The 17,194-nt window shown below is 70.4% G+C and carries 12 protein-coding genes and 1 pseudogene; 5 read left to right on the forward strand and 8 right to left on the reverse strand.

The features are described 5' to 3' along the window. The first annotated feature begins 281 nt into the window (after window positions 1-281). Entirely contained in the window at window positions 282-701 is a 420-nt protein-coding gene (locus tag ABZ564_RS27365) for an Rv3235 family protein (RefSeq protein ID WP_360861517.1), read from the forward strand. A 459-nt stretch (window positions 702-1,160) separates the two neighbouring features. On the opposite strand, the gene secA is transcribed toward ABZ564_RS27365, so the two are convergent. Next, entirely contained in the window at window positions 1,161-3,974 is a 2,814-nt protein-coding gene (gene secA / locus ABZ564_RS27370) for a preprotein translocase subunit SecA (RefSeq protein WP_360861519.1), read from the reverse strand. A gap of 242 nt (window positions 3,975-4,216) precedes the next feature. Here secA and ABZ564_RS27375 point away from each other — a divergent pair, with 242 nt between their 5' ends. Both ABZ564_RS27375 and ABZ564_RS27380 read left to right on the forward strand, forming a co-directional pair. Next, window positions 4,217-4,795 carry a GNAT family N-acetyltransferase gene (locus ABZ564_RS27375; RefSeq protein ID WP_360861521.1) on the forward strand — a complete coding sequence of 193 codons (579 nt, stop codon included), beginning with the start codon at window positions 4,217-4,219 and terminating at the stop codon, window positions 4,793-4,795. 59 nt (window positions 4,796-4,854) lie between these two features. Then, window positions 4,855-6,030, forward strand: a complete 1,176-nt coding sequence (locus ABZ564_RS27380; protein ID WP_360861522.1) for a crosslink repair DNA glycosylase YcaQ family protein — start codon at window positions 4,855-4,857, stop codon at window positions 6,028-6,030. A 31-nt stretch (window positions 6,031-6,061) separates the two neighbouring features. On the opposite strand, the gene ABZ564_RS27385 is transcribed toward ABZ564_RS27380, so the two are convergent. The 7 genes from ABZ564_RS27385 to mtnA form a co-directional block, all read right to left on the reverse strand. Next, complete coding sequence (locus tag ABZ564_RS27385; protein WP_360861524.1) at window positions 6,062-6,814, reverse strand: response regulator transcription factor; 753 nt, start codon at window positions 6,812-6,814, stop codon at window positions 6,062-6,064. A gap of 186 nt (window positions 6,815-7,000) precedes the next feature. After that, a complete protein-coding gene (raiA, locus tag ABZ564_RS27390) occupies window positions 7,001-7,690 on the reverse strand; it encodes a ribosome-associated translation inhibitor RaiA (protein WP_360861526.1) in 690 nt (229 codons plus the stop codon). A gap of 323 nt (window positions 7,691-8,013) precedes the next feature. After that, window positions 8,014-8,766, reverse strand: a complete 753-nt coding sequence (locus tag ABZ564_RS27395) for a ComF family protein (RefSeq protein WP_360861528.1) — start codon at window positions 8,764-8,766, stop codon at window positions 8,014-8,016. 69 nt (window positions 8,767-8,835) lie between these two features. Then, window positions 8,836-10,605, reverse strand: coding sequence for an LpqB family beta-propeller domain-containing protein (locus ABZ564_RS27400; RefSeq protein WP_360861540.1), 1,770 nt, complete (start codon window positions 10,603-10,605; stop codon window positions 8,836-8,838). 85 nt (window positions 10,606-10,690) lie between these two features. Next, the gene (mtrB, locus tag ABZ564_RS27405; RefSeq protein WP_360861530.1) at window positions 10,691-12,718 is read right to left on the reverse strand and encodes an MtrAB system histidine kinase MtrB; all 2,028 of its coding nucleotides are present in this window, start codon (window positions 12,716-12,718) and stop codon (window positions 10,691-10,693) included. A gap of 1 nt (window position 12,719) precedes the next feature. Beyond that, complete coding sequence (mtrA, locus tag ABZ564_RS27410; protein WP_360861532.1) at window positions 12,720-13,409, reverse strand: two-component system response regulator MtrA; 690 nt, start codon at window positions 13,407-13,409, stop codon at window positions 12,720-12,722. Window positions 13,410-13,413: 4 nt separating this feature from the next. After that, the gene (gene mtnA, locus ABZ564_RS27415; protein ID WP_360861534.1) at window positions 13,414-14,556 is read right to left on the reverse strand and encodes an S-methyl-5-thioribose-1-phosphate isomerase; all 1,143 of its coding nucleotides are present in this window, start codon (window positions 14,554-14,556) and stop codon (window positions 13,414-13,416) included. Window positions 14,557-14,696: 140 nt separating this feature from the next. On the opposite strand from mtnA, the gene ABZ564_RS27420 reads away from it, so the two are divergent. Both ABZ564_RS27420 and ABZ564_RS27425 read left to right on the forward strand, forming a co-directional pair. Beyond that, window positions 14,697-15,926 (forward strand): glycerophosphoryl diester phosphodiesterase membrane domain-containing protein, encoded by a 1,230-nt coding sequence (locus ABZ564_RS27420; protein WP_360861536.1) that lies wholly within the window; start codon window positions 14,697-14,699, stop codon window positions 15,924-15,926. Between the two features lie 116 nt (window positions 15,927-16,042). Then, window positions 16,043-16,905 (forward strand): annotated as a pseudogene (locus ABZ564_RS27425) (AAA family ATPase); the annotation flags it as partial. Window positions 16,906-17,194 lie beyond the last annotated feature (289 nt).

Raw genomic sequence — 17,194 nt, forward strand, 5'->3', positions numbered from 1 at the left:
CTCGGCCGCTTTCGTAGTCGGAGACGCCCTCAGGATACGTGCGGCGTCCCCCTTTGGGGTTACGCGCACGGCCCCGCCCCCGTCCACCTCGCGCCACCCACTCACCCTGCCCGGCCCGCCCCCGGCCCCGTTCCCCCGCCCGCCCACCACCCGGACAGGTGAATCCCGCACCGCCCCGCACCCTCCCTCCGACAGTTGCGACAAATCCGACTCCCCCGTAGAAGATCCCCAACAGAAGTTACTGCCCGGTACACCGGGCCTCTGGAGCACGGGGGCGACAGATGACCATGAACAGGACCCGGCCCGCAGGACGGCACGACGCCCGCAGGCCCGAAGCCGTACCCGCACAACGCCACCGCACCCCGAGGCGCATGCGCCCCCACCACTGGTTCGCGGAACGCCTGCTCGCGGTCCTGAGCGGCCAGCGCCCGGTTCACTGGATGCTCGGCCACACGATCGGCGAGGCCTACGACCAACTGGCCGAACTGGCCCCCACCACCCCGCTGAGGACCCGCGGCACCCGCCCGGTCATCCGCATGTGCCGAGGCGCCCAGCCGGCCCCCGGGGTGGTGGAGGCCTGCGCAAGCATCGCGGCGGGCGAAGAGGTACGAGCGATGGCCTTCCGCCTGGAACAGGGCCCGGACCTCCGCTGGCGCTGCGCAGCGGTGGAACTGGGCAACACACCGATGCGGACCCGGTGAGCGCCCGAAGGCCACGAGCCCGAAGCCCCCCGGCCGCCCCAAAGCCACCGGCCGCCCGGAAAGCCCACCGGGCCGGGCCGGGCGAGGCCCCGCAGGGGCCTGTACTAGGCCCTACAAGCCCCGCACAGGCCCCTCCGGGGGGCAAGCGCCCGAACCCCCCAAGCCCCACCGGCCAACCCAGCCCAGCCGACCAACCCAGCCCCTCCGGCGCTTGAGGAGCGGGGTCCGGGCCGACACCCCGAAACCCCCAGCCCCTCCGGCGCTTGAGGAGCGGGGTCCGGGGCAGCGCCCCGGTTTCGGGAAGGGGCGGGGGCGGGGCACAGGCCCGCCGCAGGCGCAACGCACCCGCACCGCACCCACACCCACACCCGCACCCACACCCACACCCACACCGAACAACAACCGGGCCGGACACCAATCGGTGCCCGGCCCGGCCGCAACCAACAACGTCAGCGCAAACTACTTCTTACGCCGCCGCCCGCCCCCGGACTTCTGCGCCTTACGCCGCTCCGCCCGAGTAAGGCCGTCCGATTCCGACCCGGCACCGACCCCGGCCTCATTCGCGAAGTCGCCCTCGACGACCCCGCCCTCCCCGTCGACCGTGGGAGCGGAGAAGTGCAGCCGGTCGGGCCGCTGCGGAGCCTCCAGCCCCTTCGCCCGGATCTCCGGCCGCGCGGCCGGCACCGCGTCCTCCTTGGACAGCGACGTCGCCGCGTCCTGCACCGGAACCTCCTCGACCTGCTGCTCGACCTGGACCTCCAGGTTGAACAGGTAGCCGACGGACTCCTCCTTGATGCCCTCCATCATGGCGTTGAACATGTCGAAGCCCTCGCGCTGGTACTCGACCAGCGGGTCCTTCTGCGCCATGGCCCGCAGGCCGATGCCCTCCTGGAGGTAGTCCATCTCGTAGAGGTGCTCACGCCACTTGCGGTCCAGGACGGACAGCACCACACGCCGCTCCAGCTCACGCATGATCTCGGAGCCGAGCGTCTTCTCACGCTCGTCGTACTGCTCGTGGATGTCGTCCTTGACCGACTCGGCGATGAACTCCGCGGTGACCCCGGCCAGGTCCCCCGCCGCCTCCTCCAGGTCGGCGACCGTGACCTTCACCGGGTAGAGCTGCTTGAACGCGCCCCACAGCCGGTCGAGGTCCCACTCCTCGGCGAAGCCCTCCGCCGTCTCCTGGCGGATGTAGTCGTCGATCGTGTCGTCCATGAAGTGACGGATCTGCTCCTGGAGGTCCTCGCCCTCCAGGACCCGGCGCCGCTCGCCGTAGATGACCTCGCGCTGCCGGTTGAGCACCTCGTCGTACTTCAGGACGTTCTTGCGCGTCTCGAAGTTCTGCTGCTCGACCTGCGACTGAGCCGACGCGATCGCCCGCGTGACCATCTTGTTCTCGATCGGCACGTCGTCCGGCACGTTGGCCATCGACATGACGCGCTCGACCATCTGCGCCTTGAACAGCCGCATCAGGTCGTCGCCGAGCGACAGGTAGAAGCGGGACTCGCCCGGGTCGCCCTGACGGCCGGAACGACCGCGCAGCTGGTTGTCGATACGGCGCGACTCGTGCCGCTCGGTGCCCAGGACGTACAGCCCGCCGAGCTCCTTGACCTCCTCGAACTCCGCCCGCACGGCCTCCTCGGCCTTCTCCAGCGCGGCGGGAAGGGCGGCCGCCCACTCCTCGACGTGCTCGACGGGGTCGAGACCGCGCTGGCGCAGCTCCGCCTCGGCGAGGTCGTCCGGGTTGCCGCCGAGCTTGATGTCGGTGCCTCGTCCGGCCATGTTCGTCGCGACGGTCACCGCGCCCTTGCGGCCGGCCTGGGCAACGATCGTCGCCTCCCGGTCGTGCTGCTTGGCGTTGAGCACCTCGTGCTGGACACCGCGCTTGGAGAGCTGCTGCGAGAGGTACTCCGACTTCTCGACGGAGGTGGTGCCGACCAGGATCGGCTGGCCCTTCTCGTGCTTCTCGGCGATGTCGTCGACGACCGCGGCGAACTTCGCGACCTCGGTGCGGTAGATCAGGTCCGACTGGTCGGCGCGCTGCATCGGCCGGTTCGTCGGGATCGGCACGACGCCCAGCTTGTAGATCTGGTGGAACTCGGCGGCCTCGGTCATCGCCGTACCGGTCATACCGGAGAGCTTGCCGTAGAGGCGGAAGAAGTTCTGCAGGGTGATCGTGGCGAGCGTCTGGTTCTCGTCCTTGATGTCCACCCCTTCCTTCGCCTCGATCGCCTGGTGCATGCCCTCGTTGTAGCGGCGGCCGGCGAGGATACGGCCGGTGTGCTCGTCGACGATCATGACTTCGCCGTCGATGACGACGTAGTCCTTGTCCTTCTTGAAGAGTTCCTTGGCCTTGATGGCGTTGTTGAGGTACCCGACGAGGGGGGTGTTCACCGACTCGTACAGGTTCTCGATGCCGAGCCAGTCCTCGACCTTGGAGACGCCGGACTCGTGGATCGCCACGGTCCGCTTCTTCTCGTCGACCTCGTAGTCGCCGGTCTCCTCGATGCCCTTGAGCGGGTTGCCCGCCTCGCCCTTGGTCAGGCGGGTGACCAGCTTGGCGAAGTCGCCGTACCACTTGGTGGCCTGGTCGGCGGGACCGGAGATGATCAGCGGCGTACGGGCCTCGTCGACCAGGATCGAGTCGACCTCGTCGACGATCGCGAAGTTGTGGCCGCGCTGGACCAGCTCCTCCTTGGACCACGCCATGTTGTCGCGGAGGTAGTCGAAGCCGAACTCGTTGTTCGTGCCGTAGGTGATGTCGCAGGCGTACTGCTCGCGGCGCTGGGCCGGCGTCATGTTGGCGATGATGCAGCCGACGCTGAGACCGAGGAACTTGTGGACCCGGCCCATCATCTCGGAGTCGCGCGAGGCGAGGTAGTCGTTCACCGTGATCAGGTGGACGCCCTTGCCGGACAGGGCGTTCAGATACGCGGGCAGCGTGCCGACGAGGGTCTTTCCCTCACCGGTCTTCATCTCGGCGACGTACCCGAGGTGCAGCGCGGCACCGCCCATGATCTGGACGTCGTAGTGGCGCTGGCCGAGGACGCGCTTGGCCGCCTCGCGGACGGTGGCGAACGCCTCGGGAAGCAGGTCGTCCAGGCTCTCGCCGTCCGCGTACCGTTCCTTGTACTCGTCGGTGAGCGCCCGCAGCTCGGCGTCGGAGAGGTTGACGAAGTCCTCTTCGATGGAGCTGACCTGGTCCGCGATGCGGTGCAGTTTGCGCAGGATCTTGCCTTCGCCTGCACGCATGAGCTTGTTGAAGACGGACACTGAGGCTGGTCTCCTTGCCGGTCGGGCCTGGGCACGGGGTCGTGTGATGGACTCGGGCACGGGCACGGCAGGTGGGCCCCACCGCAACGGTCATCGTAAGCGAGGACCCCGCCGCGCCGGGAGGGCTGCCACCGCGTTGTCCCCGCAGTGCCCTTCCGGGACAACGGACGAAGGACGCCGAAGGTGCCGGGGAACCACGAAAAGTACTCGCTTCCATGCCTGCCCCTCGCCAGAATCCCTTCATGGAACCGATCACTCTCACTACCGACCGTCTGCTGCTGCGCCCCTTCGGCTCGGAGGACACCGACGCGGTGTACGAGGCATGTCAGGACCCCGACATCCAGCGCTGGACGGTCGTCCCCTCGCCGTACGGACGTTCCGACGCGGAGTTCTTCACCACGCGGATGTGCCCCGAGGGCTGGCAGGACGGCTCCATGTACAACTTCGCCGTGCTGCCCCGCGAGGGCGGACCCCTGGCAGGCGCGCTCGGCATCAGCCGCCGGACCCTCTCGGGCACGTACGAGATCGGCTTCTGGGCCGCGAAGGAGCAGCGCGGTCGCGGCTACATGACCGAGGCCGCCCTGTGCGCCGCCCGATGGTCCTTCACCTCGCTCGGCTGCGACCGGCTGGAGTGGCGCGCCGAGACCGGCAACGTCCCGTCGCGGGCCGTCGCCCTGCGTGCGGGCTTCCGCATGGAGGGCGGGCAGCGCTCGGGCCTGCTCAACAAGGGTGTGCGCCGCGATACGTGGGTGGGCGCGCTGCTCCCCGCCGACCTCGGTCTGCCGGGCACCCACGCGTACATACCGGCGAGCTCCCCCTGATGTCACGGGGAGGGCCGGCCCCCTCCTCGCTGTCAGTGCCGCCGCCTAGAGTGCGGAGCATGACGTCTGTGCAGCCCCCCGCAGTCGAACTCTCCGCCGACGAGGCCCGCAGGATCGCCCTGCGTGCCCAGGGTTTCCTCGGCGCCCCCGACCGCCGGGCGGGCGTGCCCGGAGTGCTGCGGCACCTCGGCGCCGTACAGCTGGACACGATCTCGGTGCTGGCCCGCTCGCACGAGCTGATCCCGTACGCGCGCCTGGGCGCGATCGGCCGGCGCACGGTCGAGGAGGCGTACTGGTCGGGCGGCCGCGCCTTCGAGTACTGGTCGCACGCGGCATGCATCCTGCCCGTCGAGGAGTGGCCGCACTTCGCGTTCCGCCGCCGCGCCTACCGGGCCCGGCCGCAGTGGTCCCACGACCTGCCGGACGGCGCGTACGAGACCGTGATCAAGCAGCTGACCGCCGAGGGCCCGCTGACGGCGACGGAGCTGGGCGGCGCGAAGAACGGCGGGGAGTGGTGGGACTGGTCGGCCTCGAAGGTGGCCGTCGAACGCGCCTTGATGTACGGCGAGGTGGTGTGCACCGAGCGGCGCGGCTGGAAGCGGGTCTACGACCTGGCGGAGCGCGCCCTGCCCGCCGCCGTGCTGCACGACGACCTGGACGACACGGAGTGCCTGCGTCGGCTGGTCGCGCTCGCCGGGCAGTCGCTGGGTGTGGGCACGCGGGCGGACATCGCCGACTACCACCGGCTCAGGGCAGAGCAGTTCGACGCCGTGGTGGCTGATTCCGGACTGGTGCCGGTGACCGTGCAGGGCTGGACGAAGCCGGCCTGGGCGGACCCGGCGGCACTGGCCTCCGAACCGCGCGGGCGACACCGGACGACGCTGCTCTCGCCCTTCGACTCGTTGGTCTGGGAGCGGGCGCGCACCGAGCGGATCTTCGGTTTCACGCACCGCCTGGAGGCGTACGTGCCCAAGCGGAAACGGGTCCACGGCTACTTCGCCATGCCGCTGCTGGCCGGGGGAAAGCTTCAGGGCCGGGTCGACCCGGCCCGCGAGGGGACCACACTGATCGCCCGGCAGGTGTCCCTGGTGGGCGCGAAGGCCGTGGCACCGATGGCGCAGGCCCTGGTCGAGGCGGCTTCCTGGGTCGGCTGCACGGACGTCCGGCTGGAACGGGTGGAGGCTCCGGAGCTGCGCGGCCCGCTCGCGGCGGAAATCGGCCGTCTCCTGGCCTGACGGGCGGCGGCACACCGGTCACCGCACCGGTTCACCGGATCTCGAGGATCTTCTCCCGCATGGCGTAGACGACCGCTTCCATCCGGGAGTGCAGCTGGAGCTTCTCCAGAATGTTGCGGACGTGGTTCTTCACGGTGTTCTCGGAAATGAACAGTTCCTTCGCGATATCGCGATTGTTCATGCCGGTGGCGACCAGTTTGAGGACTTCGAGTTCACGGTCGGTGAGCCGGGGCGCCGGTACGAGCCGGCGTTCGTCGGTCCGCTGGATCATCGACTTGAACTCGGTGAGCAGTTTGGACGCCATGGACGGGCTGATCTGGGACTGCCCGTCGGCGACCGCGCGAATCGCGGTGGACACCTCGTCGGTGGAGATCTCCTTGAGGAGATAGCCCGTGGCGCCGGCCTTGATGGCGTCGTAGAGGTCGGCCTCCTCATCGCTGATCGTCAGCATGATGATCTTCGCGCTGGGGGCCACCTCCTTGATGGCCGTACATGCCTCGATGCCCCCTCGCCTGGGCATCCGCACATCCATCAGCACGATGTCGGGCAGCAGATCGGCCGCCTTGTCGACCGCCTCCGCACCGTCCCCGGCCTCGCCGACGACCTCGATGTCCTCCTCGTGCGCGAGGACGATCTCCAGGCCTCTGCGGAAGAGGGCGTGGTCGTCGACCACCAGGACCCGGATCGGCTCCTTGCGGTAGCCGGCGTCCCGATCCGCGCCGAGGACGCGCGCGGCCCCGCCGGCATCACTCGCGTCGCGCACGGGCCCGAAGGTGTCCGCCATCGTTCCTCCCCCTGAAATCCACGGCCTGAAGTTCACGCATGGTCCGCCAACGGCAGTCCGCAGAGCACCGATTGCCTTGGGCCGCCATGATTTCATGCCGGGACGTCAACGCGGTGATCCTTTGGTGACACACGGGTGCCCCTGAGGGCGCACGAGCGCTCCAGGGGCACCACTCGGTGGTGGGCGTCAGCCGCCGAGCGCCCCGCCCGCGCCGCCCGCCTCGTCGGCGGCCAGCGGATCGGTCCTCAGGTGGATGACACCGTAGTCGTAGGCATGCCGCCGGTAGACGACACTGGGTTCCTTCGTCTCGCTGTCGACGAACAGATAGAAGTCGTGTCCGACCAGTTCCATCTCGTAGAGCGCCTGGTCGAGCGACATGGGCGCCGCCACGTGCGTCTTCTCGCGCATCACCAGCGGACCCTCGCCCTGCACCTCGAGCGAGCCGATCCTGGTGGTGGGTACGGGCTGTGCCGTCTCATCGGCGATCAGCTCGCCGTCACCGTTGAACGATGCCGCGTCCGGCACCATTTCACCGACCTCGGCAGCGGGGATGCGTCCCGTGCCCCGGCGGCTGTAGCGCTTGTCGTGCTGCTTGCGCAGCCGGGCCTCCAGCTTGCCGGTGGCCAGGTCCAGCGCTGCGTACGGGTCGCCTGCGGCCGCTTCTGCCCTGATGACCGGTCCACGCGAGCGGAGGGTGATCTCCACCCGGTCGGAGCGGTCTGCCTGACGAGGGTTCGGCTCCTTGGACACCTCCACGTCGAGGCTGATCACTTTGCCGTCGAACTTCTGGATCTTGTCCAGCTTCAGCTTCTCGGCCACGTGCTTGCGGAACCGCTCGGGCACCTCGGTCTTGCGGCCCTTGACGACGATGTCCACGCAGAACTCCGTTCCCGGATCGCTCCGCTCAGCGGCGGAGCATCTCCCTTTTTGCACCAGGCCCCGGTGATGACCGGAGCCGCGGACTCGGTGACTTCCACCTCCTCCTCCCCCGCCGGCAAGGTCTCCACCCCACCGGATTTCCGGTTTCTGGACTACTGGCGGGTCTCCTGTCCGAAACCTGGCGGTGCATTCGTCGAGGGCTGGCATTCACCATTCCTCACAACCGAACATAGCCTGCCCGGACGGTTGTCGGCACCTGCTACTCGCACGTACCTCCGTTCAGGTCTTTTTACCCACTCACCACCTGCAACGATGAAAGTTCAGTGCCCGTTCCGGTTTATTTCCCGGCCGACGGGACATGCTGCGTCGAAGGCCAGAGGGGAGGCCGCGACCACGACCGCGTCGCGCACCGTCGCACCGCTCCCCACGCCCCTGCCGGCCGCGTCGATCGCGCGTGCCGCCTCGGCCAGCGTGGCCCCCGTGGTCAGCAGATCGTCCACCAGCACCACCCGGCCGGCGGTGAGCAACCGCCCACCCCCGGCCGCCACGTCCAGCGCACCGGCCAGGTTGGCCCGGCGCTCCGCCGCGGTCAGTCCCGACTGGTCGGCCACCGCCCGCCGCTGCCGCAGCACCGCGGCCACCGTCGCCGGAACACCCGTACGCCGCAGGTGCGCGGCCGCAGCCAGCGCGATCCGCCGCGCCGGATCATGTCCGCGCGCGGCCACCGCCCGGCGCGCGGAAGGCACGGGTACGAGGAGCAACGACCGGCCGTCCGCCACCTGTCCGGCCCCGGTCCTCACCGCCCCCGCCAGCGCCTTGCCGAGCGGACGCGCCATACCGAGCACGCCGCGCTCCTTGTGGGCCAGCAGCACCGCCCGTACCGCGCCCTCGTATGCGGCGGCGGCGTGCACCACGGGCAGGCCGGGCGGCTCCAGCGAGGGCCGCACCCGGCGCGGCACTCCGCCGTATACCTGCCTGCCGCACGTCTCGCACAGCTCCGTCCGCTCCCTGCCGCACCCGCCGCAGGACACGGGCAGAACGAGCCCGCTGATCTCCCGCCACCACCCGCGCACCCTTCAACTGTGCCTCTCCCGCGGCCGGCGGGCCACCCCTGTGGAAAACGCCCGCCCGGGCCCCGGGTGTCAGCCGGGATAGACCAGCGCCGAGCCCTCCTTGAGGACCGTCTGCCAGTTGTCCCCCGGGAGCAGCTTCACTATCCCGTCGCCGAACGTGTCCGCCATCAACGGCAGCTGCTCGTCATCGGCGGCGGCGATGGCGAGCACCTGGTTGACCCCGGGCAGCACGCCCGAGGAGGGTGTCGAGCCGTCCGCCTGCACGTACCGGACCTGCTGCACGCCCCCCTGCTCCTTGCCGACCACCACCAGGCGGCTGCGACCGGACCAGGACATCGCCGTCACGTCCGCGAGCTGCGGGGCCGCCTGCCGCAGGTCGACCACGGACACCTGCGCGTCGTCCTGCCTGCCCAGCCGCTCGATCCGGCCGATCTTCAACGTCGTGTGGCCGCCCCTCGTCAGCAGCAGCGCTATCCGCACCCCGTCCGAGGACAGCCGCAGACCCGCGATACGGCTGCCGTTCAGGCTCGGCACGGTGACCTCCTGCGGCTTGTCCGTTCCCTGGGGCAGCCTCAGGAGCCTGGAGTTCTTCGGGTCACGGTCGGCCACCCAGAGGTCGCCCCGGCCGTCCCAGCTCGGCGCCGTCAGCCGGTCATCGGGGTCCGCCGCCCTGCTGGTCACGGCCGGTACGGGCAGTTCGCCGTCAGCGGCGATGGACGCCACGTAGAGCGATTCGTTGTGCTGGGAGAGCGCCGCCGCCGACTGCTCGTCCCTGGCCACGCCGACCGCGCTCACCTTCAGCGCGCCGTTGCCGAACGGGCCGGGCACCGGCTCCGGTTCGCCGCTGCCCCTGGTGCTGCCCGGGATGCGCTCCACCCGGCCCTTGGCGTCGACGAAGTACTGGCTGTCGGGTCCGCCCGAGGAACCGTCGGGGGCGTACGCCTCGGCCTGGTCCGCGTCGAGCACGCACAGCGGCGAACCGTCCGAGCGCTGCAACTCCACCTGCTCGACCCGCGCGGAGGTCAGGTCCCGGAGGGTGAAGAGCACCTGCGAGGCCATCATCCGGCAGGACCGCTGCCCGGCTCCGTCGGCCTTCTTGTTGAGCGGGACCTTCAGGACGTTGCGGTCGTCGGGCGTCAGGGAGGCGACGCCCTTCTTCAGGTCCGTCCCCGTGGGGAAGCGCGAGGTGACCACCGGCCGCAGCCAGTCGGTCGGCCCTCGCAGAAGGCTGCGGACCGCCTGCGTCACCGTATCCATCCCGGACGCGGGATCGGTGCGATTACGGAGGTAGACGGGGTCGGCGACCAGGGTGGCCTGCGCATCGGACCGGCCGGCCGCGAAGTAGAACTTGTTGACCGAGCGGTACAGCCGCTTGAAGTCGGACTGGCCGAGCACCAGGCCGTCCGGCACGAAATCGATACGCCATTCCTTGCCGTCCGGCGTCTTCTCCCGCACCAGGTGGAGCGTGCGGGAGTAGTCCGCCGGAACGAGTGGCTGGTACGCGTTCTGCTCGTCGACCGTCGCCACCTTCTCGCCGGTCAGGGTGTAGGTGACCTCGGTGGTGCTGCGGTCGTCCTCGTGGACCGGGCGGTCACTCCGGTTCGGAGCCTTGGCCAGCACGATGGTCTCCGCGCTCGGCTTCCACCGGTGCGACGCCTCCTTGGTGAGGTACTTGCGCGTCGTCCGGAAGTCGGAGTCATCACTGGTCATCGACTCCAGGAAGCCGTCGACCACCTCGTTCGGCGTGGCACCGTCGCGCGGGGCGACCGCGTACACCTGCACCTGGGAATCCCCGGGCTGCGAGGCGTCGACGGCCTTGACGTCCCCCGAGACCGGCATCGAGCCGCACGCGGACAGCACCAGCGCACCGCACCCGATCAGCACGGTCACCCCCGCCGCCCGCCCGCGGCCCCCCTCACGACGGTCACTGCTCACGAGTCGTGTCCTCCCGCCCCTGTCCGTGCCCCGGAGAGTCGTTGTGCCCGGCCTGCCGCTCCTCGGCGGGGCGCGGCACCACCCGCGCCCCATTGCCCGGCAGGGCAGCCGGGTGCACCGAGGCGGGCGCGGTCCTGGCCGGCACCGGTGCCCGGCCCGGGACCGGCAGCGGGGCGCGCCCCGTACCGGCGTGCTGCGGGGGCACGGCCAGCAGCCTGTGCTCGCTGCCCGTGGCGGAGGCGTCCGCGGCCCGCTCCCGGCTCTCCCGGTTGCGCCGTGAGTCCTCGGGCTCCAGCGGTATCGGCGAGCCCCGCAGCGGCTCGTCCGCCGTGCGCGGCAGCGTCAGCCGGAACTGGGAACCGCCGCCGGGCTCACCCCAGGCCTGCAGCCAGCCGCCGTGCAGCCGCGCGTCCTCCACCGCGATGGACAGGCCGAGGCCGGTCCCGCCGGTGGTCCTGGCACGTGCCGGGTCGGCCCGCCAGAAGCGGTTGAAGACCCGGGTCGCCTCGCCGGGCTTCAGGCCCACGCCGTAGTCCCGTACGGCGATGGCGACCGCTCCGCCCGCCGCGCCCATCCGCACGACGACATCGCGTCCTTCGCCGTGCTCGACCGCGTTGACGACGAGGTTGCGCAGCACTCGCTCGACACGCCGCGCGTCGGCCTCGGCGATCACCGGTTGTTCGTCTCCGGTCACCAGGATCCGGGTGCCCTTGCGCTCCGCCAGCGGCTCGGCGCCGCCGATCACCCGGCGCACCACCTGCCGCAGGTCTATCGGCTCCGCCTCCAGCGCGGCGGCCCCCGCGTCGAAGCGGCTGATCTCCAGCAGGTCGGAGAGCAGCGACTCGAAGCGGTCGAGCTGGTCCCCCAGCAGTTCCGCGGACCGGGCCGTGACGGGGTCGAAGTCGACGCGCGCCTCGTGGATGACGTCGGCGGCCATCCGTACCGTGGTCAGGGGGGTGCGCAGCTCGTGCGAGACGTCCGAGACGAACCGCCGCTGCATCCGGGAGAGCTCCTCCAGCTGCTGGATCTTCAGCTGGAGGTTCTGCGCCATCTTGTTGAAGGCCTCACCGAGCCGGGCGATGTCGTCCTCGCCGGTGACCTTCATCCGTTCCTGCAGCCGGCCGGCGGAGAGCCGTTCGGCGATGCCCGCCGCCATGCGTACGGGGGTGACGACCTGGCGCACCACGAACCAGGCGATGGCCCCGAGCAGCACGACCACGAACAGACCCGCGGTCGCCAGCGTGCCCTTGACCAGCGTCAGGGACTTCTCCTCCTGCGTGAGCGGGAAGACGTAGTACAACTGGTACGGGTTGCGGTCGATGTCGTAGAGGCGTTTGCCCACGATGAGGCCGGGCTGCGACTCCTGGCCGTTCGCGTACTGGATCAGCGAGTACGTCTGGAAGGCCCCGGGGCCCTTGTTCACCGCCTCGCGCAGGCTCTGCGGAATGCTCGCGGCCTCGACACTCCCCGAGCCACGGGGCGCACGGGATCCTTCGTCGGCGCTGAGGGCCACCACGTTGAAGGCGTTCTTCCCGCCGCTGGCGAGCTGGTCGACGAGTTCGGTGCGCCAGGAGTTGTTGGCGGTCGTACCGTCCGCGGCGTCGTCGCCCTGGCCGGGGGCAGGGGTGAGAGGCGCGTTCGCCTTCTCCTGGGCGGCCGCGAACCCGCCCGCGGCCTGGGTCTGGGCGGCCTTGCCCTTCGCGTCCAGCAGGCCGTTGCGCACCTGCCCGATCACGACGAGGCCGAGCAGGAGCACCACTCCGAGCGACATCAGCAGCGTGCCCGCGACGACCCGCAGCTGGAGATTGCGCCGCCACAGCCGTACGGCGGGCAGCAGCGGACGCCGCACCCACCGCATCAGCAGCCGCGGCACCGGCCCGCCGGGCGCCCGGTCCTGGAACAACCGGCCGCCCTGCAGGAAGCGCTCGACGGTGGACGAGGGGTGCCCTGAGCCGGTAGCCCGCTCCGCACGGACTCCCGGCTCCCCGGGCTGCGGAGCAGTGCTACCCAGGGACATGTCAGCTCGGTCCGGCCTTGTAACCGACGCCGCGGACGGTCACCACGATCTCCGGCCGCTCCGGGTCCTTCTCGACCTTGGAGCGGAGCCGCTGCACATGCACGTTGACCAGACGGGTGTCCGCCGCGTGCCGGTAGCCCCACACCTGCTCCAGGAGGACCTCACGGGTGAAGACCTGCCACGGCTTGCGGGCGAGCGCGACCAGCAGGTCGAACTCCAGTGGCGTCAGGGCGATGGACTGCCCGTCCCGCTTCACCGAGTGCCCGGCGACGTCTATGGCCAGGTCCCCGATGGTCAACTGCTCCGGGGCCGGCTCTTCGGACCTGCGCAGACGTGCCCTGATCCGGGCCACCAACTCCTTCGGTTTGAACGGCTTGACGATGTAGTCGTCGGCCCCGGACTCCAGGCCCACGACCACGTCAACCGTGTCGCTCTTGGCAGTGAGCATGACGATCGGCACCCCCGACTCGGCCCTGATCAGCCTGCAGACCTCGATGCCGTCCCTGCCGGGCAGCATGAGGTCGAGCAGGACCAGGTCCGGCTTCGCCTCTCGAAATGCAGCAAGTGCCTTGTCGCCGTCCGCTACGAACGACGGCTCGAACCCCTCACCACGCAGCACAATCCCGAGCATCTCGGCCAGTGCGGTGTCGTCGTCGACGACAAGGACGCGTCCCTTCATAAACGACATCATCCCATTAGCTAATCGTTACCTGCGATGATCTGGCACACAGCTCTGCCAGCCCGGCCCCCGTGACCGGCGAGATTACGCCCTCCTCCGTGACGATCGCCGTGACCAGCTCCGGCGGCGTGACGTCGAAAGCAGGGTTGTACGACCGCGTCCCCACCGGGGCCACGAGCACTCCGCCGGTCTCCTCGCCTCCCACCCCGCGCGGGATTGTGAGCTCGGTCACTTCTCGCCCGGAACGCTGCTCAACGGTAATGGCCGCCCCGTCCGCGGTGAGCAGATCCACGGTCGTCGTCGGCGCCACGACGATGAACGGCACGTGGTGGTACTTGGCGAGCACCGCCAACGGATAACTCCCCACCTTGTTGGCCACCGACCCGTCCGCGGCGATGCGGTCCGCCCCGATCAGCACGGCATCCACCTCCCCCGCGGCGAACAGCGAACCCGCCGCATTGTCCGTGAGCAGGCTGTACGGCATGCCGTTGCGCGCCGCCTCGTACGCGGTGAGCCGGGCGCCCTGCAACAGCGGACGGGTCTCGTCCACCCACAGCCGCCTCAGCCGGCCCTCCCGGTGCGCGCCGAGCGCCACGGCGAAGGCGGTGCCCTCGCCTCCCGACACGAGCGCCCCGGTGTTGCAGTGGGTCAGCAGCCGCTGGCCCCCGCCCGGGACCAGCTCGTCCAGCAGGGCGAGCCCGTACCGGGCCATCCGCCCGCTGGCCTCGGCGTCCTCCCGGTGCAGCGCCCTGGCTTCCGCCAGCGCGGCCGCCCCCGCCCGCTCCTGACCGGCCCCCCGGTCGAGCGCCGCCCAGTACGCCGCAGCGGCCCGCCGCACGCCGTACCCGAGGTTCACCGCGGTGGGCCGCGCCTGCTCCAAAAGCCCCGTCGCCTCCGCAACGTCATAGCCCCGCACCGCGGCCAGGGCCACCCCATAGGCGCCGGCGATGCCCAGGAGGGGCGCCCCCCGCACCGCGAGCGTCCTGATCGCGTCCACCAGAGCCGGCACATCCGTGCACACCAGCTCCGTCTCCTCGGCCGGCAATCGCCTCTGGTCGAGAAGCACCAGCACGGGGCCTTCCGGAGGTTCGTCCCAGCGAAGTACGGATAGCCCGGCGGGCTCGCTGCCCACCGGTGATTGCGCGTCCTGATCAGCCATCCGTCCAGTCTGCCCGGTGACCCACCGGGACATGAAGGCGCGAGCGGAATACCCGGCCAGGCCCGGACACCCGCAACGCGTGGCACGATGGCTGCCAACCTGACGCCCCGATGCGCGGACAGGATCGTGAAGGAGCGAGCATGAACGACACTCCGGGCTGGGCCTCGCCCGGATCCGCCCCCTCCGACGGCCAGGAGACGGGAGTCCCCCGGCCTTCCGAACCGGCCGACGACGCCACCCCCTCGGGAACCTGGGCCTCCAAGCAACCGCCCGCCGGCCAGTGGTCCCCGCCGAGTTCCGCCGGAACCGGCCCCACCGCACCACCTCCCCGCCCAGGTCGGAACACCCCGTCCCAGGGGCCGGGCTGGGGCGCCTCCGCGCAAGGGCCGGCCTGGGGCGGCCCGCCGCCCGCGGCAAAGCCCGGTGTCATCCCGCTCCGGCCGCTCGGCGTCGGCGAGATCCTGGAAGGCGCCGTTTCCACCATGCGCGCCCACTGGCGCACGGTCCTCGGCATCACGCTCACGGTTTCCGTGGTCGCCCAGACCGCCATCCTTCTCGTCCAGCGATATCTGCTGCCCGAGCCCCCGTCGATCGACCGCAACGCCACCGGATCCGAGGCGCTGCACCAGGCCACCGAGTCCCTCCGCTACAGCCTGCTCGACAGCGCCCCGCCCCTGCTCATCTCGATGCTGGCCACGATCTTCACCACAGCGGTGCTGACCGTGGTGATCAGCCGCGCGGTTCTGGGCCGTCCGGTCACCCTGTCCGACGCCTGGGCCGAGGCCCGGCCCAGGCTGTTGCCCCTGCTGGGTCTGACGCTCCTGCTGGCTGTCATGGCCGGAGCGATCATTACCATCGGCATCCTCCCCGGATTCCTGATCGGCGACACGGCGGGCCTCGGCCTCGCCTTCCTGGGACTACTCGCGGCGGGAGCCGTGTTCTTCTGGCTGATGGTCCGCTTCATCCTCGCCTCCCCCGCGCTGATGCTGGAGCGGCAGTCGATCACCGCCTCCATGCGACGCTCCGCGAAGCTGGTCCGCGGCGCCTGGTGGCGGACGTTCGGCATTCTCGCCCTGACCTGGCTGCTGACGCTCATCGTGACATTGGTGGTCGGCGTCCCCTTCGGTCTTGTCGCGGTAGGCCTGGACGATGGAAGCCTGAGTGCCTTCCTCACCGAGGGGGCCACCGAATTCGGCTGGCCGTTCCTCATCGTCTCCGCCATCGGCGACGTGGTCGTCGCCGCCATCACATACCCGCTCTCCGCCGGCGTCATGGCCCTGCTCTACGTGGACCAGCGCATCCGCCGCGAGGCGCTCGACCTCGACCTCGCCAGGGCAGCGGGGCTCCCCGGCTTCGACGACAAGAGCTGACAACGTGTCGGAGGCGGGCTGCGTGGCAGCACGGCTGCCGAAGCACCTCGCCTCCCACTCCCCCTGGCACAGCAGGACAGCCGGGACCGCCACCGCCCACGTAGCCCGCCCCTTCGCTGGAAGCACTGCGCTCCGAGATCGTCAAAGCCGTGGTCGGCCAGGACCCGGCCATCACCGGGCTTGTCGTGGCACGGCTCTACCAGGGTCATGTCCTGCTCGAAGGCGCCCCAGGCATGACCAAAACCCTGCTCGTCCGAGCCTTCACCGCGTCACTCGAACTGGCCAACAAGCGCGTGCAGTTCACCCCTGATCTGATGCAGAGCGATGTCACCGAATCGCTCGTCCACGCCGCACGCGCTGCCGAGTTCCCCTTCCAGCCGGGCCTCGTCCTCACCAACCTCCTCCTCGACCGAGGAGATCAACCGGACGCCTTCAAGATGCAGTCGTCTCTCCTGGAGGCGCTGGAAGAACGGCAGGTCACCGTCGACAGCACTCAACGCCCCTGTCTGAACCCTCCTCGTCGCCGCTACGCGGAACCCGGTCGAGCGCAAGGGCACTTCCCTCCCCGACGCCCAACTGGACCGGTTCCTAATGAAACTGACCGCCCCCTACCCACGCGGAATGACGAGATCAGCATCCCGCCCCGCCATGCCGGCGGATTCGGTCCCCGCGACCTGAAGGCCGCGGGCGTACGCCCCGTCGGCCCGCCGATCTCGAAGCCGCCTGCACCGCGGTCACCGGGACGGCCACCTCCCCGAGATCGCCGACTACATAGTGGATATCTGTCGTGCCACGCGCTTCCCTCTCGATTTCCCTCGGCGTCTTCCCCGCGGAGCCACCCCTCTGCCGTCCCCGGCCCGAGCCTGGGTTTGGCTCACCGGCCACGGCTAAAGCGCCCCGGATGATGTGACGACCTTGGCCCTATCGGTGCTCCGGCCCCCTCCACCTGCGCCCCGAAGCCCAGACGGAGGGGGGCACCCCCAAGGGCCCGGGGTCAGGCAGCGGGCAGAGTCTTGCCGCCCTGGGCGACATGTTCACGCCCCTCGAACCCGCACCCGTAGAGACGACGCCCGCGAGCTCATCACCGCAGCCCTCGCGCACACGGCACAGTGGAGGCGATCTACGAGGCGGCGGCCGGGCCAGAACCGCGGCTCAGCTGCACTGTGCTACGGATCAGCTCCGGTCGGCGGGTGCACGGGGGTGGGAAGCGGCTCCGGAACGCGGAAAAGCCCCGTGCCACAGGGGCACGGGGCTTTTCCTAAAAGGAG

Source organism: Streptomyces sp. NPDC019224 (assembly GCF_040632605.1).
In the GTDB taxonomy this organism is placed as follows: domain Bacteria; phylum Actinomycetota; class Actinomycetes; order Streptomycetales; family Streptomycetaceae; genus Streptomyces.